The 20,645-nt window shown below is 38.9% G+C and carries 17 protein-coding genes; 5 read left to right on the plus strand and 12 right to left on the minus strand.

What is annotated here, in order from left to right:
• Position 1: 1 nt before the first annotated feature.
• The 4 genes from ACSBFT_RS22920 to ACSBFT_RS22935 form a co-directional block, all read right to left on the minus strand.
• Positions 2-2,407, minus strand: coding sequence for a GumC family protein (locus ACSBFT_RS22920; RefSeq protein WP_489602593.1), 2,406 nt, complete (start codon positions 2,405-2,407; stop codon positions 2-4).
• 52 nt (positions 2,408-2,459) lie between these two features.
• A complete protein-coding gene (locus ACSBFT_RS22925; protein WP_489602594.1) occupies positions 2,460-3,260 on the minus strand; it encodes a polysaccharide biosynthesis/export family protein in 801 nt (266 codons plus the stop codon).
• A gap of 365 nt (positions 3,261-3,625) precedes the next feature.
• Positions 3,626-3,793 carry a hypothetical protein gene (locus tag ACSBFT_RS22930; protein WP_489602595.1) on the minus strand — a complete coding sequence of 56 codons (168 nt, stop codon included), beginning with the start codon at positions 3,791-3,793 and terminating at the stop codon, positions 3,626-3,628.
• A gap of 439 nt (positions 3,794-4,232) precedes the next feature.
• Positions 4,233-4,769, minus strand: a complete 537-nt coding sequence (locus ACSBFT_RS22935) for a hypothetical protein (protein ID WP_489602596.1) — start codon at positions 4,767-4,769, stop codon at positions 4,233-4,235.
• Between the two features lie 383 nt (positions 4,770-5,152).
• On the opposite strand from ACSBFT_RS22935, the gene ACSBFT_RS22940 reads away from it, so the two are divergent.
• Both ACSBFT_RS22940 and ACSBFT_RS22945 read left to right on the plus strand, forming a co-directional pair.
• The gene (locus ACSBFT_RS22940) at positions 5,153-6,484 is read left to right on the plus strand and encodes a PhoH family protein (protein WP_489602597.1); all 1,332 of its coding nucleotides are present in this window, start codon (positions 5,153-5,155) and stop codon (positions 6,482-6,484) included.
• A gap of 63 nt (positions 6,485-6,547) precedes the next feature.
• Positions 6,548-7,141 (plus strand): hypothetical protein, encoded by a 594-nt coding sequence (locus ACSBFT_RS22945; protein ID WP_489602598.1) that lies wholly within the window; start codon positions 6,548-6,550, stop codon positions 7,139-7,141.
• Positions 7,142-7,144: 3 nt separating this feature from the next.
• On the opposite strand, the gene ACSBFT_RS22950 is transcribed toward ACSBFT_RS22945, so the two are convergent.
• The 5 genes from ACSBFT_RS22950 to ACSBFT_RS22970 all read right to left on the minus strand — a co-directional run bounded on the left by ACSBFT_RS22950 (position 7,145) and on the right by ACSBFT_RS22970 (position 11,753).
• Positions 7,145-7,969, minus strand: a complete 825-nt coding sequence (locus tag ACSBFT_RS22950) for a helix-turn-helix domain-containing protein (protein ID WP_489602599.1) — start codon at positions 7,967-7,969, stop codon at positions 7,145-7,147.
• A gap of 324 nt (positions 7,970-8,293) precedes the next feature.
• Positions 8,294-9,232 carry a TIM barrel protein gene (locus ACSBFT_RS22955; RefSeq protein WP_489602600.1) on the minus strand — a complete coding sequence of 313 codons (939 nt, stop codon included), beginning with the start codon at positions 9,230-9,232 and terminating at the stop codon, positions 8,294-8,296.
• Between the two features lie 200 nt (positions 9,233-9,432).
• Positions 9,433-10,260, minus strand: a complete 828-nt coding sequence (locus tag ACSBFT_RS22960; protein ID WP_489602601.1) for a 3-keto-disaccharide hydrolase — start codon at positions 10,258-10,260, stop codon at positions 9,433-9,435.
• Between the two features lie 25 nt (positions 10,261-10,285).
• A complete protein-coding gene (locus ACSBFT_RS22965; protein ID WP_489602602.1) occupies positions 10,286-11,185 on the minus strand; it encodes an SMP-30/gluconolactonase/LRE family protein in 900 nt (299 codons plus the stop codon).
• Positions 11,186-11,213: 28 nt separating this feature from the next.
• Complete coding sequence (locus ACSBFT_RS22970) at positions 11,214-11,753, minus strand: hypothetical protein (RefSeq protein WP_489602603.1); 540 nt, start codon at positions 11,751-11,753, stop codon at positions 11,214-11,216.
• A 234-nt stretch (positions 11,754-11,987) separates the two neighbouring features.
• Between ACSBFT_RS22970 and ACSBFT_RS22975 the strand changes: the two genes are divergently transcribed.
• Both ACSBFT_RS22975 and ACSBFT_RS22980 read left to right on the plus strand, forming a co-directional pair.
• Complete coding sequence (locus ACSBFT_RS22975) at positions 11,988-12,596, plus strand: 3-keto-disaccharide hydrolase (RefSeq protein ID WP_489602604.1); 609 nt, start codon at positions 11,988-11,990, stop codon at positions 12,594-12,596.
• 329 nt (positions 12,597-12,925) lie between these two features.
• Positions 12,926-13,819 carry an Abi family protein gene (locus tag ACSBFT_RS22980; RefSeq protein ID WP_489602605.1) on the plus strand — a complete coding sequence of 298 codons (894 nt, stop codon included), beginning with the start codon at positions 12,926-12,928 and terminating at the stop codon, positions 13,817-13,819.
• Between the two features lie 124 nt (positions 13,820-13,943).
• Here ACSBFT_RS22980 and ACSBFT_RS22985 read toward each other — a convergent pair whose 3' ends face one another.
• Both ACSBFT_RS22985 and ACSBFT_RS22990 read right to left on the minus strand, forming a co-directional pair.
• Positions 13,944-15,866 carry a DUF3858 domain-containing protein gene (locus ACSBFT_RS22985; protein WP_489602606.1) on the minus strand — a complete coding sequence of 641 codons (1,923 nt, stop codon included), beginning with the start codon at positions 15,864-15,866 and terminating at the stop codon, positions 13,944-13,946.
• 1 nt (position 15,867) lies between these two features.
• A complete protein-coding gene (locus ACSBFT_RS22990) occupies positions 15,868-17,850 on the minus strand; it encodes a DUF3858 domain-containing protein (RefSeq protein ID WP_489602607.1) in 1,983 nt (660 codons plus the stop codon).
• A gap of 140 nt (positions 17,851-17,990) precedes the next feature.
• Here ACSBFT_RS22990 and ACSBFT_RS22995 point away from each other — a divergent pair, with 140 nt between their 5' ends.
• Positions 17,991-19,295, plus strand: coding sequence for a sterol desaturase family protein (locus tag ACSBFT_RS22995; RefSeq protein ID WP_489602608.1), 1,305 nt, complete (start codon positions 17,991-17,993; stop codon positions 19,293-19,295).
• 70 nt (positions 19,296-19,365) lie between these two features.
• Here ACSBFT_RS22995 and ACSBFT_RS23000 read toward each other — a convergent pair whose 3' ends face one another.
• Positions 19,366-20,625 carry an MFS transporter gene (locus ACSBFT_RS23000; protein ID WP_489602609.1) on the minus strand — a complete coding sequence of 420 codons (1,260 nt, stop codon included), beginning with the start codon at positions 20,623-20,625 and terminating at the stop codon, positions 19,366-19,368.
• Positions 20,626-20,645: the final 20 nt, after the last annotated feature.

Raw genomic sequence — 20,645 nt, forward strand, 5'->3', positions numbered from 1 at the left:
TTTATGATTTAAAGATTTTTTTGAAGTTATCTTTCAGTTTATCTAATGTATTTTTTCCTTTCTTTTCTCCATAGTAAGTATTGCCATAGCCATAACCATAGCCATAGCCATAGCCATAGTCTGCTGAATTCTTGTAATTCACGGCATTGAATATGAGATTAAGAGACTTGAAAACGTTTTTTGTCTTAAGTGTTTTTATATGTTGCAAATAGGCTTTTGGCGTACTTTCATGTCGCACCAGATAAAAACACGCATCGGCTAGAGGTGCCATTAATTCGGCATCCGTCACTAGTGTGGTCGGTGGCGTATCTATCAGAATAAAGTCAAAAGAGGGTTTTAAAACTTGAATGAGTTCATCCAGTTTTCCGTTAGCTATGAGTTCGGAGGGGTTGGGAGGAATGGGTCCTGAGGGTATAATATAAACGTTCTTCATCATGGTGGCTTGAATCAATTCTGACTCTGTCTCTTGGCCAATCAGATAAGTGGATACCCCTTTATGATTCAAGACATCCAAATATTCATTGATCTTTGGTTTTCTTAGGTCTAAACCGAGGATAACAACCTTCTTGTCTAATAAACCTAAAGAAGCCGCAATATTGGTGGTAATGAAGCTTTTTCCTTCTCCTCCTGTCGAAGAAGTAATTAGGATGGTTTTGCATTCATTCGCTTTGTCTCCTGCAAAGAGGTATTGCATATTAGAGCGTATCATTCTCACCTGCTCAGAAATAAAAGATCTACTGTTGACATCTAAGATTTCACCTTCTTCTTCTTTCGATTTTCTGCCTACCTCACCAAAAACTGTTAAGCCTGTTTTATCTTCGATTTCTTTTTTAGATTGAACGGTATTGGTTAATAGATCTTTAATGTTAATAATTCCTGCAGGTATTATCAGTCCTAGTAAAAGTCCTAAAAGAGCAACTATTTTCTTTTTAGGTTTGATGGGTTCGTTGGAAGTGTATGGGAAATCTACCACCCTACTATCAGTTACTGTACTTGCATAAGAAAGAGCGGTCTCCTCTCTTTTCTTTAGTAGTAAGAGGTACAAATTTTCTTTAATACTCGCCTGTCTTTTTATTTCTACATACTCCCTTTCTTTTCTAGGTATGGTGCTGATAGCTCCTTCTAACCTAGCATTTAAAGCTTGAAGGCTATTTTGAGTCACTTGCAAACCTGACTTTTGATTTCTTAGATTTTCCTTAATGGCCTGTTTGATGTTGGTCATTTGCGTATTGACGGTTTCCAAAAAGGGGTTGGAGGCCGTTGTACTTCTAGCTAGCTTCTCACGTTCCATTTCCAAATTAGATAATTGCGAGATATAGGAAGTCAATACAGGATCGCTCACCATCAAGGTAGATGGTGAGATGTTTCCGATTTGGTTAGAAGACAAATATCTTTCCACCCCTTCCATCACCTTTAACTGTATGTTTACCTCATTCAGTTTGGTATCATTGTCCTTTACTTTTTCCAAGAAAAGGTTGGCTTCGGTACTTAAGTCTGTAATGCCTGCAGAGCGTCGGTATTGTTCTACATCTTGTTCCACATCCCCAAGCTCAGAAGTAATGAGTTTAAGCCTATCTTCTATAAAGTTAAGCGTACTGGTAGCCTCTCTGTTCTTATCCTCTAAAGAAGCAAAAGCATATTCATCCAACAATTTACGCATAATGTCTTTTCCCTTTTGGGGTAAGGCATTTTCAGAACTCAGTTTAATAACGGTACTTTTCTGATTAATAAGTTCCGTATTTAGGCCTTCAATCATATCAGATACCAAAGCGTCTCTATCTTGAAACACCACTTTGATCGGCTCTTTACTAAAATCAAAGTCGCTAGTATGTTTGGTTGAACTATCCGCTTGAAATACCCTTATAGAACCATAGGGGCTGTCTACCCTGTCGGAGTAAAGAAATTCTCCCATGAGGGCTTTGCTTTCGTCCAACATGGCGTATCTCGAGCTATCCAATATCTTAATATATAACGGGTTTTTAAAGGCATATCCTGTTAATTCCGTCGCATTAATTTTAAGGGGAGAGTGATCATATAACTCAACATCTCTTACACTTCCTTCATTCCAGTAGCTCACAGTAAGGTTTAAATCATCCACTACTTTTTCTATCAATGCCCGGGAGCGTAAAACTTCAATTTCGTTTTCTACCAATTTGCTGCCTCCCATGATGTCAAGTTCCTCCATCATTTCCATGCCAGAACTCATACCCTTGTCTTCATCTTTCACCAATAAAGTGGAGGAAACTTCATAGATGGGTGTACTGTAGCGGAGATATAAAAAAGCTGCGGTCAAGCAGATGACTATTGAGATAGCAAACCAATACCAATAACGTACGTATTTAAAGACAAAAGAACGTAAGTCAAAATCGTCTTCTTGTTCTTGCCAGATATTTTGGTCGTTGTTCATTTTTACTGAGGGGTTTTGTTTTAATAGTAATTAAGGTTTCTGTGGAGAATTACTATTTCAAAAAGATGTTGAGTAGTACGGCTATAGTGGTAGCAATACCTGTAAATATGGGAACTAATTGTACACGCTGTTCGGTACTGGTCACTTTACCTTTAATGGGTTGTACATAAATCACATCGCCGTTCTTAATATAATAATATGGACTTTGGAAAACTTCACGATTGAGTAAGTTAACTGTTCCTATTTCTCTGATACCATGGGCATCTCTAATGATGGTGATGCTGTCTCTTTTACCGTATATAGTTAGATCTCCAGCCATGGCCAAAGCTTCTGGTAAGGTGGTTTTGTCATCAAGTAAATTAAACGTCCCCACTTGAGAGACTTCACCCAAGACGGAGAATTTATGATTTAAGAATCGAACGTTGACCGCAGGGTTTTTTAGATACTGCTCTATTTCTAGTTTTACTTTGTCGCTGGCCTGCATCAGGGTCAAGTCTTTCAAATATTGTTTTCCTATAAACGGGATAACCACAGACCCAGAGGAATCTACCCTATAACCCAAAGGTTGTCTAGAACCCATTATACCCCCACTTTGCCCAGGAAAGGTTGACATTTGTAGGGTGTTGATGTTGAGGAAATTAAGTATTTCGTTGGATTCCTCGTTTAAACTGCTCACGGTGATGGCCAGAATGTCGCCTTGGCTTATTTTAGAAACGGGTGCCACTATGGTTTCTAAATACGTAGGATTTGCCGCCGTGACGCCGCCTTGAAAATAAACGAACTTGCTGGTATTGACACAGCTTGTAGTCAGGGCCAGAACGCTTAAAAAGAACAGTTTTGAGAAGGTCTTCATTTTATGGGGTTTATGATTAAGGAGGCAAAAATAAAGAGGAATACTTTATCTTTTATCCTTTCTAACAGCCTTTGGGTTTATAGCTAAATTCTTAATGTGTTATTTTTTTCTCTTCAGAATACGCCTTAGGATACGGCTCCGCCCTTTCAGTCCCATTTATGCTGGACTTCTAATTTTATTTTCAGGCTGGAAGAATCATTTAAAACCTTGCTTCCAGTCTTTATGTTTTTTGTAGAGCACTTAAATAAGGAATGGTGCTCTTTTCTTTTCGGGTTTTATGCCGTGTAGAGAAAGGTTCTGTAGAAACGATCTCTTAAAATTCTTTTTATCGTGCAAACAGTCAAAACCATCTCTGATAGCATATGCTATACAGAAAGAGTATTTTCTAGAAAATTTTGGATGGCGTTTGCCTTTTTTGTAGGGAAATGAATTCTTGTTTTAATACTATTGATGACTTGTTCTTGATTACATAAGTACCCGGCGATATACGCCCCTTCTTCACCGGTGATACCGGTAATCAGTGCCTTTTTCATTCGTATTTTTTTAGTTTTCAATCTAAAGAGAAGCGAGTACCTGAAAAAAGATATTCGCTGTTCTCCTTTGTAGCGGCAAGAATGGGATTTTGGGTTTATGAACAAAAAAATAAGTACCCGTTTTTTATTATTCGGTCAAAGGTTCGTCTGATAGTATAACTTTATATGAGAAAAATCAAAAACGGTTCTCTAGGTATCGAAATTTTGTATGGTGGTCTATACTTTTGACCAAAGTATCATTCTCCTAGAGCCCAAAAGCCTTGATGTTAAATTATTTTAAAGGTTTTCCCTCGGGTCATACGCTTATTATCGTATATGGATATGCTAAAAGGGAAGTTGATACTGATGTAAGTATTTTTTTGGCAGATGACGACAAGAGAGAATAGGAAAAAAGAATAATAAGTGCTATGGTAGCGGGCTTATTTCATGGTAGCGGGTATCACAGTTTTCCGTTAATTTCAAAGTTTTTTTTACCGCCCACAAAAAGCATCTGGTAGCCTTTGATGTCATAAAAAGAAAGATGTCCGTCTTGGAATAGTGCAATAATATTTTTGTGAGAACTGTACAGGTAGTTGTCTGAGGTGTGTTCTGAAGTGACTTTAATCACCTCACCTTTTTCGTTCTTTAAAATAGTCAATGAATTTACCGGTAGGTTTTCACCCTCTTTGAGCTGGTAGCTAATTTCATTCTCGGTCTCTTTGGTATCATAACTTAAGCGGTAGGCGGCCTTGTTGATGTCAGACTGCAGTATGATTTCCAGCTCCTTTTTCCAGTCGATGTCCTTGGTTTGAAACGCTTCCGTTTTGTCGTTTATTTTGACAAACTTCTGAACTTCTGGTTTATGCGTATCTAGCCAAGCTATTTCCTGCTGGATGATGCTTTCCAAATCGAAGAAGTATTTTACTTCTATTTTGTTCTCTTCCGGATTACAGGAAAATAAGGTCAATAAAAACAGGCCAGCAATTGCCTTAAGCATAGTTGTACTCATATGCTCCTATAAACCGAAAGAGCTGGTGAAATAGTTCGGTTAGTTAAGTTTTTTGAAATGCGATGTTTCATCTTAAATAAGATGATTTTACTCCTGTGATGCACAATTTTAATGAAATAACCCATGATACGGTGTTATGATAATATAAACTGAGGCATTTACTTGTCTGGTCCTTATGCTTCACCCTATATTGATGTATTATTAACCCGAAAAGTGCATTAGAAAACCAATTATAAATTCTAAAGGCCTTTAAATAAGTCACTTTAAACATAGCGATGCTATGCACGTCGAATTTAAGTGCTGGATTTATCGTCATTTAAACTTTTATAAGGATACACTCTTCGGATCCAACGCTTTCTAAACGAGTCAACATGGGAGAAAAATCATCAAAAAAAATATTTGTATTAGATACATCTGTTTTATTATTTGACCACAACGCCATCCGCAATTTCGAAGACAACGACGTCGCCATTCCCATTACGGTCTTAGAAGAGCTTGATAATTTTAAGCTGGGCAACGATACCAATAACTTTGAGGCCAGGGCGGTGATCAGGTTTTTGGATAAGCTTTCTACCATTTCAGGAATCGACAACTGGGTGGCCTTAGGCAAAAGTAAGGGCAGGTTGAAAATCTTAATGAAGTCGGAGAAGTTGATGGTAGATGCTTCAGAGGTTTTTGGAAGTGACAAGAATGATCACCGCATCATCAATGCGGCCTTGTCTTTAAAGGTGAATTCTCCTGAGGAGAATGTCATTTTGGTCACCAAAGACATTAATTTAAGAATAAAGGCTAGGGCCATAGGGCTGCGTTCGGAGGATTACCTCACGGGTAAGGTCAAAGACATGGCCAATCTGTCGGAGGGTTATCAGGCTTTTGAGAAACTGGATTCTGAGTTTATACATAACCTTTATGTGAAAGGTGTGGTGGAAGAAAACGGAATGCTAGGTAAATCTAAATCAGCCAATGCCTATTTCACCTTAAAGAATGGAACGGAGTCGGCTTTGGCACGGTATGATTTAAATACCGATATGCTTCATCGGGTAGAGAGCAGTTATGCTTATGGTATAAAACCCAAAAATACCGAGCAGATTTTTGCTTTAGATTCCCTGCTCAACGATGAGATAAAACTGGTAGCCATAGAAGGCGTGGCGGGTACCGGGAAAACGCTGTTGGCCTTAGCGGCGGCTTTGGAGCAAAGAAATAAATACCATCAGATTATTTTGGCGAGGCCTATTGTTCCATTGAGTAATCGGGAAATTGGTTTTCTACCAGGCGGTGCGGAAGAAAAGGTGTCTCCTTATATGCAGCCACTTTTTGACAACCTGAAGTTTATTAAAGGGCAGTTTAAGGAAACGGAGAAGAAGAGCAAGGCCATTGATGAAATGCAGGAAAACGGCAAATTGTCTATCACGGCATTGGCTTTTATAAGAGGGCGTAGCCTTTCTAATGTCATGTTTATTATAGACGAAGCTCAAAACTTAACACCGCATGAGGTCAAAACCATTATTACCAGGGCAGGGGAGGGCACTAAGATTGTTTTTACAGGGGATATTGCCCAAATAGACACGCCCTATATGGATGAGCAGTCTAACGGACTGACCTATCTGATTGATAAATTGAAAGGGAATCATCTTTTTTCTCATATAAAGTTGGCGAAAGGAGAACGTTCTGAATTGGCGAACTTGGCCAATAGACTTTTGTAGCCGCTTGATAGTTTTATGGTTTGGTTTTGTTACTTTTATAAGTATAAACCACCACTTCATACCATGAAACTATCACCTTATACTTTTCGTCGGGTTACCGCACCCGACGAACTTCTAAATTTCAGCCATAATTATTTCAACGCCTCTGGTTTTGAAGTGGATTTAGCCTGCTTGGAAAAAGCCTATGTCTTTCAGTTTTACCATGCCGAAAAACCGGTAGCGGGTTTTGTGCTGAATATGGTAGAGCTGTCTCCACTCAGGTATTTTCATTTTTTTGAGGAGCCCATAAAGCAAAGGATTCTTGACCATAACGAACACCGCATCACGGAGGCTCAAATTATGGAGATTACCTGCAATTATAAAACAGAAAAGTCTGCCACACTAGAGATGATGTACTATGGGTATATGTTTTGGACAGCCTATCAATTGGCCAGAAAGTTTGAAAAACCTTATTTGCTCGGAGGGTCTATCACCAATAAGATAAAGTGGGTGCAGAATGATGTGATGCGTTATACGCTTTTCCACGGCCCTATTATCCATGCCGGCTTAAACGTCAATTCGGAAATGGAAATGCTAGAGTTGTACTACTGTAAATTAAGTACGCTGTGGTATAATGTTTTTAAAACAGGTGTGAAGAAATATGTTTTTAAGTTGTGAAAATTAGGTCAATAAACCCGATTTTTTCATAAAAACAGCCACATCGGCAGCCGATTTAAATTGGGTGTCATTAAAAAAAAGTCTGGCTTTGTTCAGAATGTTTTTATTATAGCTGTGTACCGTCTGAATAGAAAGGTTTTCCTTTTCTGCAACGTCTTTGGCGGTCATGGGTTTTCCAGAAGCCTTCACATATAAATTGAGCAATAACAGTTCCCTTGTGGTAAAGGGATTTTCTTTTTGCGGGAGGTTGTTAAAGATACTCTTAACCAATCCATCAAAGATTTCTCTTAGGCCTAAGTCTACATCATAAAACCTAGGATTTGGAGCTTCGTTTTCAAAAGGCTTTACAATCACAAACTCCGACAAGTAAGAAAGGATTTTCCCTTCCTTCGACATCTGCCAAACGGAAATGGTTCTTTTGCAGAGTAGCGTTTCTCCATCTTTATTTCTGATGGGTACCAATGCCACAAACTTAGGCTTCATAAAGCTGATAAAAGTTTTATCTGCCATTCTGAAAGTTTGCTTGCCCAGTAAAAAAATGAGCTGCCTCATGGAGCCTTCTGGAAGTAAACGGAGGTAGTCTTTATAGGTAAATTGGTTTTCGGAAAAGCCTAGTTCTTCCAATCCGTTAATGCCTGTCAGTTCTAGTTTTAGAAAGTCCACCACAAAGTAAAAGGTCTCTTGTCTTCTACCAATTTTCAGTTTCTCCAGCTCTTCATTTTGTTGACTTTCAGGGATGATGCCCTCGTGGCTATCTAAGTCACCGTAAAGCTCTTTTACAAACTTTTGGATATCAATAAATTCATCTTCAAAACTTTTTTTTGCCATATCAAATACTTTTCACCCTAGGGTAGGGTATATAGTTGTTTTCTTAAATGCCCATCTTTGAAACACAGAAACGGAAACTAATCATAGTGTTATCAAATGGAATGATATTTTATGTTATTCTTAGTTTACGGTCAATTTTATAGTCAAGAAAGTCGGTCCTTTATAGCCTTTCTCCTCTACATGAATCCAATAAAATGTTTGCTAAGAGCTAGTTTGCCCTCAAAGAGGGCAAACTATTGTCTTATGTGGTGAGGTCATCGCACCTCTTATAGTGATTGGTTAGGTGATGTTAATTTTTACTTTTATGAGGTTTTTTAATTGGGTTTAAGAAATCGTTTGAGCCACCACCGCTTTCATCTTGGCGAGTCCCAGTTTACTGGCTTCTAAGGCATCCATCTTCCAAACGTCTTCATTAAAGATCTCTAGAGAGAGAGCAATAGGCACATTTTTGGCATTTAAGATACCCAAAATCTCTTTAAACGGAGCATCTCCATCGCCAGGCATGACTCTCATGGCATCTGTCAACAAATTCTTTTCGATGTTTCCAGGGTAGTCGTTCATATGAAACATCTGTATTTTACTGCCATTGATCATTTCTAGGGCTTGAAACGGCGATCCGCCTCTTCTTAGGTGATAAACATCTGGCAGTATAACCGCACGAGGGTGTCCAGACTCCGCCGCTACAAAAAGTGTTTCTCCGAAAAGGTGAAGATTTTGAGAGAAACCCCAAAGTTCTAGTTGCGGCAAAACACCCATTTCATCTCCTAAATCACAGATAACGTTAAAGCGTTCCGCTGCTTTTTTAAGGTCTAAGCCCGGCTCTTTGGTGGCACCAAAGGGCGGTGCTGCAATTCTTTTGCAACCAATCTGAGCCAGCATGTCCATTTCTCTTTTGGTTTGCTCTATAGCTCTGTTTCTTTTCTCGTCATTATCTACCACCCATTCGGCAAAGCCTATAGAATCTTCAATCACGATGCCCAGATCGGAGGCTTTCTTTTTAACATCAGACAGTTTTCCGCCTGCTTTAACATAGGCTTCTAAAGTTTTCATCCATATTTCAATGCCATCAAAACCAGCTTTGGCAGCGGTTTCAATTTCCGCCATCAGGCCAAGATTCTGTTTCATGATGGTGCTTGTATTCAAGCAGAAACTGAAATTATGTTTTTTCTTTGATCCGCTGGCGGCCATTAAGTCCTGCTGACTACCCAAAGCCAAGGCGGCACCCGTGGCTAAAGTAGATTTTATAATATCTCTCCTGTTCATTTTTAATGTTTATTATAAGAATAACTAAGTAAGCAGCTTTCATTCACTTAGCCGAAAACACATTTATAAGTCCCCTAAAAAATTTAAAACCACATGATCATCTCAACGACGACCTCGTGTTCACCTAAAGTCACATCTTTCCTGGGTCGAAGTGTCAACCCCGTCGAATTGTGTCGAAACGGTAGCTGAGCCAGTAGATGCTAGAAGTTGGTATCGGCGTTTTCAAAATTCATCTCTTTAATCCAGATGTTTCTGTAAAGTACATCATGGCCTTCGGCTTGAAGCTTCAATCCTCCAGGCACATTAGTGATGCCTTTGCCACCATCATTTCCACCGTCTAAACCAGATTTCTCGCCACCCCAAACTTGATTAATCGTCACATTTTCATGGGCTTTTTCTCCGTTGAAATATAAGGTGACTACCGGTTTTTCGGTAAGCTTGCCATCGGCATCAAATCTTGCGGCTCTAAATTGTATATCGTAGGCGTTCCATGTGCCCACACCTTTATATAAATGGTATGGAGATTCTGATTCGTTGATAACGGCGGCCATACCATGTGAGGTGGTATCACCATCTAATACCTGTATTTCAAATCTGTTTTGAAGGTAAACGCCTGAGTTTCCACCTTCTGTGGCAATAAAAAACTCTACGTGTGCTCTAAAGTCGTTGAATTTCTTTTTGGTAACAATATCACTAGAGCCGTATTTTCCACCTTTACTGGCAGGGTCATTACTGCTTATGGCATACTTCCCCGTCTCTTGGTTTTCTACGGGCAACCATTTGATAGGGTCTTCTGCCAAGAAGCCAGGGCCTTTCCAGTATTCCCATTTATCAAAAAGGATTTCCTTAGTGCCATCCATGTACATTTCTGCACCTTCTATGGCTGTGGCTCCCACGCCTAAGGCTACACTTTCAGTGACAGCGTCTGTTTCTTCGGTAGTTTCCGCATCTGCTTTTGGGCTGCATTGAATCAGGGTCATGCTGGCAAATAAGGCAGCGGCAATTTTAAGATTTCTAAAATGGGTCATTTAAGTGATTTTGTTTTTTGTTATATTATTGAGCTCCTTTTACATTCATTGCGATGGTGTAAACAGATTTCGAGGCGGTGATAAAAAGCGTTTGTCTGTCTTTACCACCAAAGGTGATATTGGCCGTCCACCCTTCAGGTACATCTATCTTTTCTATAATTTCACCTTTTGGATTATAGATAGTGACGCCTTTGCCCACCAAATAAACATTGCCATGTTCGTCTAGCGTCATACCGTCTGAACCTTGCTCGCAGAAAAGCGACTTTTGGCTCAAAGTGCCATCTGTAGCGATATCATAAACATAGGTTTTCTTGTCGCCAATATCTGTCAAATAGATCTTCTTGTTTTTTTTATCACCAACAAGTCCGTTTGGTCTCACAAATCCATCGGCTGCAATAGTCACCTTTCCGTCTGGGCTTCTGTAAAAGACGCGTTGTTCATCTTGCTCGCTTTCGGTATGTTTCCAATAGTCTCTTTTGTAAAAAGGATCGGAGAAATACATACCTCCTTTTTCATCTATCCAGAGGTCATTGGGGCCGTTTAACCTTTTTCCTTCCCAGTTTTTAGTTAAAACCGTTACGTTTTTTTTCTTATCTATTTTCCAGAGTTCGTTATCGCCATCGGCACAGGCAATGAGATTCCCTTGCTTATCGAAAAATAAACCGTTTGCTCGGCCAGATTTGTCCATATACAGACTCAAAACACCTTTATTGGAATATTTCCAAATTTTGTCGTTGGGCTGATCGGTAAAGAAAATGTTTCCTTTTTTATCCACGGCAGGACCTTCCGTAAAAGCAAATTGGTCGGAAACCAACTGGAGTGTCGCCCCTTCTTTTACGAGACTTTGAGCACGGCTCATGTAATTAGAAAAGAGTAAAAAGACGAGCAGACTAAGAATAGATTGTTTTTTTAATGTCAGGGTCATTGAATAGGGTTTTGTAAGGGTAAGATTTTTAAGGAGCTGGTGTGATCATGATATGTGCTCTATAACTTCCAGGGAACATAATCCAAGGAGCACCTGCAGATAATGGTTTGATAGGAAGTCCTGTGCTTTCGGCGGTAGCCCAAGGAATATAAACCACCCATCTCAGATTGGCATCTTCTTTGGTTTTTCCACTTAATACATATAGGGTAGAGGCTTTTTCTGGCATTTTTAGTTGGCCAGCTGCAGCTTCTTTTTCTCTTATTTGCTCTATTTCATCTCGGCTTCTGCCTTCTGCTTTGAGTACCCTGCCTCTAGCCATAAATGGGTCTAGGTTTTGGTGATAGCAAGCCACTGAAAAGCCATCAGCAGAAGGGTCGTCTGCCAAACATATAAGGCTATTGCTTCCTTTTTTTGCTACTTCCAAGACATTCTTAGAATTATAGGCCATTACTGTGGCGTTTTCACGGTCACTTTCATCTAAGGGCAAAAGGGCATCTTTTATCTGCTGACTGGTTTGAGCTGATGCTGCAAACGATAGGATGGAAATAAGGACGGTTAATATTTTCATAAGATTGTTTTTATTACAATTTAGACACATTTCTGAAATTAGTCAAAGAGTTTCATTTTCGAAAACAGAATTTTCAGAGAACAAACAGACTCTCAATGTATACATATTTAAGGTTACTTAGGCAGATAGTCGACTTTCTAGCCAAATTTGGAGTTCAGAAACGGAAGAGTAATATTATTGAATTATATTGGTCACAGGATTTAATTAAACAAAACCAAATCGAAATAATAAATTATGAAGAAGTCGCTTATTCTTATAGCCTCTTTTTGTTTTTTGATGAGCTTTGAAGGCATAGCTCAAAAAGGAAAAAAGACATCTCTTTTTAATGGTAAAGACCTGACGGGTTGGACCATTTATGGTACTGAAAAATGGTTTGTGGAAGATGGACTTTTAGTCTGTGAAAGTGGTCCAGATAAAGGTTATGGTTATTTAGGAACCAACGAAAGCTTCAAAGACTTTGAAGTAACGGTAGATTTTCGTCAGCAAGCGAATGGAAACAGCGGTATTTTTATTCGCTCGTCTATAGATGGTACTAAGGTTTCTGGATGGCAGGCAGAAGTAGCCCCTCCAGGACATGATACGGGTGGTGTTTACGAGTCTTACGGAAGAGGTTGGTTGATTAAACCAGATCCAGCAAAAGATAAGTATCTTAAAATGGGCGAGTGGAATACCATGAAAGTGAAAGTAGTAGGTCCTACCATTACTACTTGGTTAAATGGTCATGAAATGATTACCCTAACCGACGATAAAATAGGAGCAGCAGAAGGTGCTATAGCTCTTCAAATCCATGATGGCGGAGGAATCAAAGTGGAGTGGAAGAACCTTAAAGTGACGAGACTTTAATTGACGGATTTTGAATATTTAAGCCGCTGAGGGATAATTCTCAGTGGCTTTTTTGTGGAAGGGCTTTGGCCTTAATGTTGTTTAGAACCAAATTTCATTTCTTATTTAGATTTATTTTTTTTAGCGAAAAGTCAGCTCGCTTATCACTTAACAAGAACATAGTAGCTTATTTCATTCAAGATGCTAAGAAAATTACCAAACTGAAATTAGGAACTTGATACTTTAAATAGTTGTTTTGTAACCAATAATACCTGCCAGGCCTCTCTACGATGCTCACTTCGGCAGGTTTTCGATTTTATAGGGTTCTCAAACCTTACAATGCTACACAGATGAAATACACTAAATTACCATTTAGCATACAAAAGCAGATTGAGGTGCTTAAGGAAAGAGGTTTGAAGATAGGTGATGAAAAGAAAGCCGCTCATTATTTATCAAATATAAGTTATTATAGATTAAGGGCTTATACATATCTTTTTCAAGATAATAGCTCTGAGAATCATCCTTTTTATAGGACAGTAAATTTCGAAGAAATCATTCAGCTTTATGTTTTTGATAGGCAATTAAGGTTATTGATTTTCAATGCTATTGAGAAGATTGAGATTGCCCTCAGAACGCAAATAATTTATAATTATGCGTTGCAATACGGAAGCCACTTGCACTTAAATCCTAGTTTATTTTATAATTCCGTGTTTTTTGCTGAGCAGATAGCATCGCTTCACAAAGAAGTGGATAGAAGCAATGAAACTTTTATAAAACATTATAAATCAAAATATACAACTCCGAAATATCCACCCAGTTGGATGAGCTTGGAAGTAAGTAGTATGGGTTTGCTTTCAAAAATGTTTGCCAATTTGAGAAAGGATAAATGTAAATCGGATGTATCTAAACATTTTGGACTCCCAAGTGCGGGAATCTTAGAAAATTGGATGTATTGTTTTAGCGTTTTGAGGAATATATGTGCACATCATGGGCGAATATGGAACCGTAGATTAATGAAAACTGTGATTCCAAGAAAAACCTCTGGGGCGTACGTAAGAGATAGAAGTTTTCATGCAAATAAGATTTACGCCTATATCTGCAATATGGTGTTTATTTTGAATATTATAAGTCCGAATCATAGCTTTAAACAGAACTTGCTCACATTAATGAAAGGCTGTCCTTTATTACAAGAAAAGGAAATGGGATTCCCTCAAAATTGGCAAAAAGAGGCGTTTTGGAAATGAGCTTTTCCTAAAATTGAATTACCACTTTATAACAATTACACTAAGGAAGAAATTTGTTGATTTTGTATCAACAGTACACACCACGCTACCCATTTGAACAGCGTCCTAGGGTGTGTCTTTTTTATCAAGTGCCGCTCTTGACCAAAACTATCCGCTGATTATCGGATTTATTGATGGATTTGATAAAGTTAACCCACTCTGGATAGAGTGCCTTGTCATAAGTGCCACCCGTGAGTGTTACTTTTCTGTAATAATTGATGTCATTATTTTCTCTTAAGACCTTTGAGGTGTACGTTCCAAATGGGCTCTCCAATAGGATCTCATCAGGAGATTTTTCTGTTTTATAACCTTCAGGAATATGAAAAAGGATTTCGTCAGAGTCTTCTACGGTATAGACGTTCGGATTAAGGAACAGTGCTGTGGTTCTTTCTTTTTTCTCTATAGGTGTACTATAAAATCCGCTTAAAATATTTGCTTTGAAAAATAGCCGTGTCCCACTGGCGGAAGCCAATTTTCTGGCCTTCAGACTAATGTTCTCCTCTATTTCTGGAAGGACTTTTTTGTGAATTTTGTAATCGAATTCGCCCAGTTCAAAGCTCGATATTTTGATATTATTATTTAAATATTCCTTTTTCTCGTCTTCCGTTCCGTTAAGAACCATACCGGTTCTGGTCATTTGTTGAATGCCGCCGTAGCTTGAGCGAATAGAGACATTTGCATTTCCGTCTTCCTCTAGCCAAACTTCTGCTGTACGTTTTTGGAAATTTTCTGGAGCCAAATAGGATTTTGTGTTTACTAAATGCCCACCCTCAGGCTTAATAAGAAGACCTTTACGGTTGCCCGTAAAACTGCCTAAAAAACCCATGGGCTCTGTTTGACTGGTGCATTCTAGCCAAATGGTATCTTTTTCTGAAGGTACGCAGGCTATCACATGATTAAAACTCATGTTTGGAAAGTTCTCTCTGTTTTTGGCGTGGCTTTTTCCGGCCATGATGAGTACAGGAAAGGCCTGAATGTCAATGGACTTTAATAGGGCTATGGTGTAATTGGTCAATGCCTTACAGTCCCCATAGCCGCCTTTGGCTACTTCAGAGGCTTCCATGGTTTGCCAGCCACCTATGCCTAACTGAATACTCATGTATCGGGTGTGAGATTGCATGAACTCATAGGTGATTTTCACCTTTTCGCTTTGCGTCATGCCTGGCTTTATAAGGCTGGCGAGTTGTTTTTTGGTTTCTTCTGGAAGTTGGTCTCTGTGCTCATTGAGTTTTGCATAGAAACTGGAAATATCACTCCAGCTGTTCATTTGACCTTGGTATTTTTCAATTTCAAATACCGTTGGAGCGGTTAGTACCAAGGGGAGATTTTCAAAGTGAGAGTATTTTTCAAAGGTTTCTGGTTTTAGATTTTGAGCAGACCAGCTTTTTTTGAAAGGGTGCGTTACAGACTTTTTAATTTCTGGCCTGTCAATGCCTTGTTCTAAAACTCTAAAAGGGATATTGTTTGCGTTTACTTCAAAGGTGGACGCCATCACTGCCAAGTTTTCTTCAGAGATAGGAGACCAGCTGGGAAAAAACATCATGTTTTTATCTTGTTTTTCAAAACTGAATTCTACCGTGAACGGATAGCTTATGTTTTCTGTGGAGAACTGAGCCAAAATCACTCTATTATCAAAGACGCCATTAGAAAACGCACTCATGCTGTAATCCTGCATATCTTTTGAATGCAGTTTCTTGATGACCTCGCCGTTAGAATCATAAAGAATACCTTCTATTTTCTTGACTTTTGAGAATTTGTCGTAAAAGGCTCTGAATGAGGCATGTTCTTCTGTAGATCTATCATTTAAAATAGTGATAGCCCAATGTTTCCTAATGTAGGAAGAACTGGGGCTTTCTATTTCAAAAATGGTTTTATCAAACCTTACCACGGCGTTCGCACCCACCAAGAGTTCCTCTGGGATTTCTGATACTGCCAAATTTTGAGCCCTTCCAAAATGGGTTAAAAGGATAAATGTTAAAATTGATAGGACTGTTTTTGAATAGCTCATTTTAGTTTTCAATTTTAGATAAGACAATTTGTTCCGCATGTTTTTCCACTATCATATCATAAAACTCTTTGAGATAAGGATATTGGTCGGCAAAAAAGTAAGATTTCATGACCGATATTCTAGATACCACCGTGATGGTTTTTCCAGAAACAGCGGTATGATACAAGAACTTTCCGCCATTATCTGGGAGGGCTAAGTGTAACGGTTTTGGCATTTCTTCTACTTCAAAACCTTCAGGGATTTCAAATTTAGCCATGACCGTTTGGTTGGTCTTATGAGCAAAATCAATAGGGAAGTCTCTTTTTTTAGTTTTGAATGGAGACTCGTTTATTTTGCCAACAAGAAGTGGATTGAGGTAAATCATGTCGACCATAACACCTACATCATCTTTAGTGAAGTTAAACGAGGTGGTGATGGGTCTAGCGGTATGCTCTGTGTTTTCAATATTTATTTCGGAGATTTCCCAATCTGCGAATGTTGCGTGAAAGCCTTTTTTGAAGTCGGCCTCTCCCATTTTTTTGATAGATTCTCTCAGGTCTTTGGCGGGGTAGCCGTCACTCATACTTTTTATGGATCCCTTTATCTGACCATTTTCAAGGTCAAATGCCACAGAGATTTCTTCCAGTTCCGAATAAGACCCCGTAGAAGTAAGAGGAACAAACATGCCGATTCCATTGGATATTTCTCTGCCTTCATTGGATAGAGCTCTATTTGGCAAAACGCCCATAGGTAAAAGGGGGTCTGTTACGTCAATAAATAGCTTTTCATCATCTAAATATAAACTAAGAATGGTATAGTTGAATTTGTCGAGAAGCGGATATATGTTATTGACTTTCCCATTGGTTCGGGTACTCATAATAACCGGATAGACTTCTAAGTCTGCTTCTTTCATCAGCCTAAAGGTAATAAGGTTCAATGCCGTAACAGAGCCAATTTTATCATCTAAAACCTTTTTTAATTTATCTCCGGTAAAGACACCTACATAGTTATTCCAAGAGAAGTTTTTAATCATGTAGTTGTAGATAGCCTCTGCTCTTTCTCTTTTATTCACGATAGATTTAAAAGGAGCGGCCAGTTTGTCGAAGTCTGCTCTCCCGTTAAGGAAGTCATCCCATGAGTTTGATTTCAAAAGTGTGGCGTCTAGTTCACTCCAGGTCGTATTATAATTCTCTGCGGGCTGATTTGGGAAGTCTACAGAGGAAAGCTCAAACTCTACCCTAGAAATATAATCCTTCTCGGTGGTGATGAAGGGTTCATCTTTAAAAGCTGGGGCGTTTTGAACGGCAAAGCGGTATACCGTGGCAGAGGTTCTTAAGTTCAGTCCAGATACAGAAAATGATGTGGTATTGGATTCATTAATGGCTAAGGGAAGATAACCGCCCATCATTATTTGATAATAAAAATAATTGGGGATTTCTACGTTTATTTCGCTCCACCTTACCGGATTTTCACCCTGAAATCTCCAGCCACCAGGTTTATTGGTATGGCTCATGGCAGATTTTTTGGTGTAGGTATATTCTATTATTGAGCCTACCTTAACATTGGGCAGAGAGAAAGTATTGGAAGAATAGTCATCATTTAATTGTTCTCTAAAAATGCTTTTTTTGTCCATTTCCGAGCTTACTACTTTTCCGTTTTCAAGGTTATGTGTTACGGCCTTTATGGCATAGATTTGATCAGCATTGCTGCTTTTCTCAGAAAAGTATCTTATGGAAATATTTCCTTTATCTAGTTGAGATTTATTTAAAATATGTGTCCGCATATGATATACGGTTTGAATCTCAAAACCTCTTCCAGTTCTATACTGGAATGTAACGTCGCCTCTGTCGTACAGTACAACGGCGTGAGGGTCTGTGGCTAAATCGGTGTAGGTGTCTTGAAAGTCGGAGGCCTTGACATCTCCAAATTTTACGTTATCTTTTTGAGCTAAGAGGTTGAAACTCAGTAAGACCAACACTAGCTGGAATAGTAGTTTTTTTAACATGCGGATTTTTTTAGTTTTCAGTGGTTTCAACTAGCAAAATTTAAGCCAAAAGGTCAATAATTGAGTTTTAAGAAATTATTGTTTTTTTCTAAATAGCTTATTGTATTATATTTGATAATACGCTGCAAGCATACTAACCTATGAACACTTACGCTCAAATACTTTCGATAGCTTCACCGGTATTTTTTCTTTTTGTTTTGGCAGAGAAAATTTACGGTTACTTCGCAAAAGGCGATGCCTTTAAATCCATGGACGTTATTTCCAGTTTAAGTTCTGGGTATACCAATATCCTAAAAGATGTTTTGGGAATAGGTGTTTCTTTATTAAGCTATACGTGGATGGTGCAGCACTGGGCTCTTATGAAAATAGAATATACTTGGTTAAATGTGCTGATAGCCTTCCTGGTTTTAGATTTGTCGGGATATATCGGACATAGGATAAATCATTCGGTGAATTTTTTCTGGAATCAGCATCTCATTCATCATTCATCAGAAGAGTTTAATTTAGCCTGTGCCTTGCGTCAAAGCATATCTTCGCTCATAGGTTTTTTTACTATTTTTCTATTGCCAGCGGCCATTATAGGCGTTGATTTTAAGATAATCGCTATCATAGCTCCCATTCATTTATTTGCTCAGTTTTGGTATCACACCGAGTATATTGGGAAATTGGGTTTCTTAGAAAAGGTCATTGTGACGCCTTCGCACCATCGGGTTCACCATGCCATTAATCCGGTGTACTTAGATAAAAACATGGGGCAGATTTTCATCTTCTGGGATATGTGGTTTGGCACTTTCCAAGAAGAGCTAGATGACGTTCCTCCTGTATATGGCATTACCGTTCCTGTGAGAACTTGGAATCCTATAAAAATAAATTTCCAACATTTTTGGCTACTCGTCAAAGATGCCGTAAGAACTAACAACTGGCTAGATAGTCTCAGAATTTGGATTATGCCTACAGGTTGGAGGCCGGCGGATATGGAGGAGAAATACCCACTGGATAAAATTGAAGACCCGTATCATTTTGAAAAGTATTATCCCAAAGTATCTAAAGGACTAGCAGCATGGGCTTGGGTGCAGTTCTTTATGACCTTCTTTTTCCTCATGTATTTCTTCTCGGCCATAGATAGCATGTCGGTCTCAGGAATGGCCTTATATGGATTGTTCATCTTTCTATCGGTATATGCTTATACAGAGTTGATGGATAAAAATCCGTTGTCTTTTTGGCAGGAGCTATTAAAAAATGGCTTTGGACTTTTCTTGTTGCTCCGTCAAGGAGACTGGTTTGGACTTTCTGCTGTAAATAGCATTTTGAATTATGCGGTATTGGCTTACTTTTTTCTTTCCACCCTAGTGACGGCCTATTTTGTGGTGGTGGAGTTAAGCCAAGGGCATAAAAAAAACCTTCTTATCAGGGAAGGCTTTTTTGTGAAATCTTCAAGGCTTTAAACTTATATCAAATTTAGAGATTTTTAATAGATTTGATATCAAGGTCTTATCAAATATTATTAAATGGTTTTTATTCCTCCAAATAGTCCAGGTCTTTACCGTGCGTTTCTGGAATGGTAAGGGTAGAATAAAAGCCAATGGCATAAGCAATGACCGCCGTTATGGCACCTGCCCAAATAACGCCTTCGGAAGATTTGAAATAAGAAAAAATCAATATCATTCCTGGCAATGCACCTCTTACCATATTTGGAATGGTGGTGGCCGCTGTGGCACGTAAATTTGTGCCAAACTGCTCTGCACCAACGGTGACAAACATGGCCCAGTAGCCTGTTCCAAGCCCCAGCATGCAGGAAACCGCATAGATGCCGTTTGCAGATTTTATGCCTGCAAAAAGAAAAAGAATTACACCTACCAAAGAAAACAACATCATATAGAAAATCGCTTTCTTTCTGGAAGCTAATTTGTGACTTAAAAACCCGCTTAAAAAGTCACCTGCCGAAATTCCGACATAGGCCCACATGATGGCCATACCTGGTTCCACTTTTTCTGTTATGCCTAATGCCGCTCCAAATTCATTGCTAAAATAGGCCAAAATTCCTATACAAAACCAGGTTGGTATACCTATTCCAATGCATTTTAAATATTTGATAAACCGTTCTTTGTTGGTGAAAAAAGAGAAGAAATCTCCTTTGATTATTTTTTTGTCTGTAGTTATATTGGTATACATCCCAGATTCTATGACACCTACTCTCAGTAGCAAAAGGGCAAATCCCATGGCTCCACCTATGAAGTAGGCGATGGTCCAGTCGCCAGAAAGACGAACAGTGAAATTACCTACTACAGCACCCATCAGGCCTATACCTGCTACCAATGAGGTACCTATGGCTCTCAGCCTTGTTGGTAAACTTTCTGATACTAGTGTTATGCCAGCACCTAGTTCACCTGCAAGCCCCACACCCGCTATAAATCTTAGCCATTTATAAGCTTCGGCTTGATTCATAAATTCGATTTGAGGAATTAGTCCACAGGCTATGTTTGCCAATGAATACGTGATAATAGAACCAAATAAAACGGATAGCCTTCCTTTTTTATCGCCCAAAACACCCCATAAAATGCCACCAAGAAGTAGGCCGTACATCTGATAACTCAAAATGGAGCTACCGACGGAGGAAACTTCTTCTTCTGAAAGCCCCAAACTTTGCAAACTGGGTATTCTCACAATACCAAAAAGCTGCATGTCATAGATATCGACAAAATACCCAAGGGCAGCTACAATTACTGGCAGACTGAATAGCTTTTTCCAGTCGGCGGCAGATAGTTTTAGAAACATAAAATAGGGTTATGGTTTAT

This window comes from Arcticibacterium sp. SM2516 (assembly GCF_057914865.1).

What these genes read in the sequence shown, in the direction of transcription:
- ACSBFT_RS23000 (WP_489602609.1), bottom strand. Translation starts at nt 20,625, where the DNA reads ATGTTTCTAAAACTATCTGCCGCCGACTGGAAAAAGCTATTCAGTCTG.
- ACSBFT_RS22970 (WP_489602603.1), bottom strand. Translation starts at nt 11,753, where the DNA reads ATGAAAATATTAACCGTCCTTATTTCCATCCTATCGTTTGCAGCATCA.
- ACSBFT_RS22925 (WP_489602594.1), bottom strand. Translation starts at nt 3,260, where the DNA reads ATGAAGACCTTCTCAAAACTGTTCTTTTTAAGCGTTCTGGCCCTGACT.
- ACSBFT_RS22980 (WP_489602605.1), top strand. Translation starts at nt 12,926, where the DNA reads ATGAAATACACTAAATTACCATTTAGCATACAAAAGCAGATTGAGGTG.
- ACSBFT_RS22935 (WP_489602596.1), bottom strand. Translation starts at nt 4,769, where the DNA reads ATGCTTAAGGCAATTGCTGGCCTGTTTTTATTGACCTTATTTTCCTGT.
- ACSBFT_RS22995 (WP_489602608.1), top strand. Translation starts at nt 17,991, where the DNA reads ATGAACACTTACGCTCAAATACTTTCGATAGCTTCACCGGTATTTTTT.
- ACSBFT_RS22965 (WP_489602602.1), bottom strand. Translation starts at nt 11,185, where the DNA reads ATGACCCTGACATTAAAAAAACAATCTATTCTTAGTCTGCTCGTCTTT.
- ACSBFT_RS22985 (WP_489602606.1), bottom strand. Translation starts at nt 15,866, where the DNA reads ATGAGCTATTCAAAAACAGTCCTATCAATTTTAACATTTATCCTTTTA.
- ACSBFT_RS22960 (WP_489602601.1), bottom strand. Translation starts at nt 10,260, where the DNA reads ATGACCCATTTTAGAAATCTTAAAATTGCCGCTGCCTTATTTGCCAGC.
- ACSBFT_RS22950 (WP_489602599.1), bottom strand. Translation starts at nt 7,969, where the DNA reads ATGGCAAAAAAAAGTTTTGAAGATGAATTTATTGATATCCAAAAGTTT.
- ACSBFT_RS22930 (WP_489602595.1), bottom strand. Translation starts at nt 3,793, where the DNA reads ATGAAAAAGGCACTGATTACCGGTATCACCGGTGAAGAAGGGGCGTAT.
- ACSBFT_RS22920 (WP_489602593.1), bottom strand. Translation starts at nt 2,407, where the DNA reads ATGAACAACGACCAAAATATCTGGCAAGAACAAGAAGACGATTTTGAC.
- ACSBFT_RS22940 (WP_489602597.1), top strand. Translation starts at nt 5,153, where the DNA reads ATGGGAGAAAAATCATCAAAAAAAATATTTGTATTAGATACATCTGTT.
- ACSBFT_RS22975 (WP_489602604.1), top strand. Translation starts at nt 11,988, where the DNA reads ATGAAGAAGTCGCTTATTCTTATAGCCTCTTTTTGTTTTTTGATGAGC.
- ACSBFT_RS22945 (WP_489602598.1), top strand. Translation starts at nt 6,548, where the DNA reads ATGAAACTATCACCTTATACTTTTCGTCGGGTTACCGCACCCGACGAA.
- ACSBFT_RS22955 (WP_489602600.1), bottom strand. Translation starts at nt 9,232, where the DNA reads ATGAACAGGAGAGATATTATAAAATCTACTTTAGCCACGGGTGCCGCC.
- ACSBFT_RS22990 (WP_489602607.1), bottom strand. Translation starts at nt 17,850, where the DNA reads ATGTTAAAAAAACTACTATTCCAGCTAGTGTTGGTCTTACTGAGTTTC.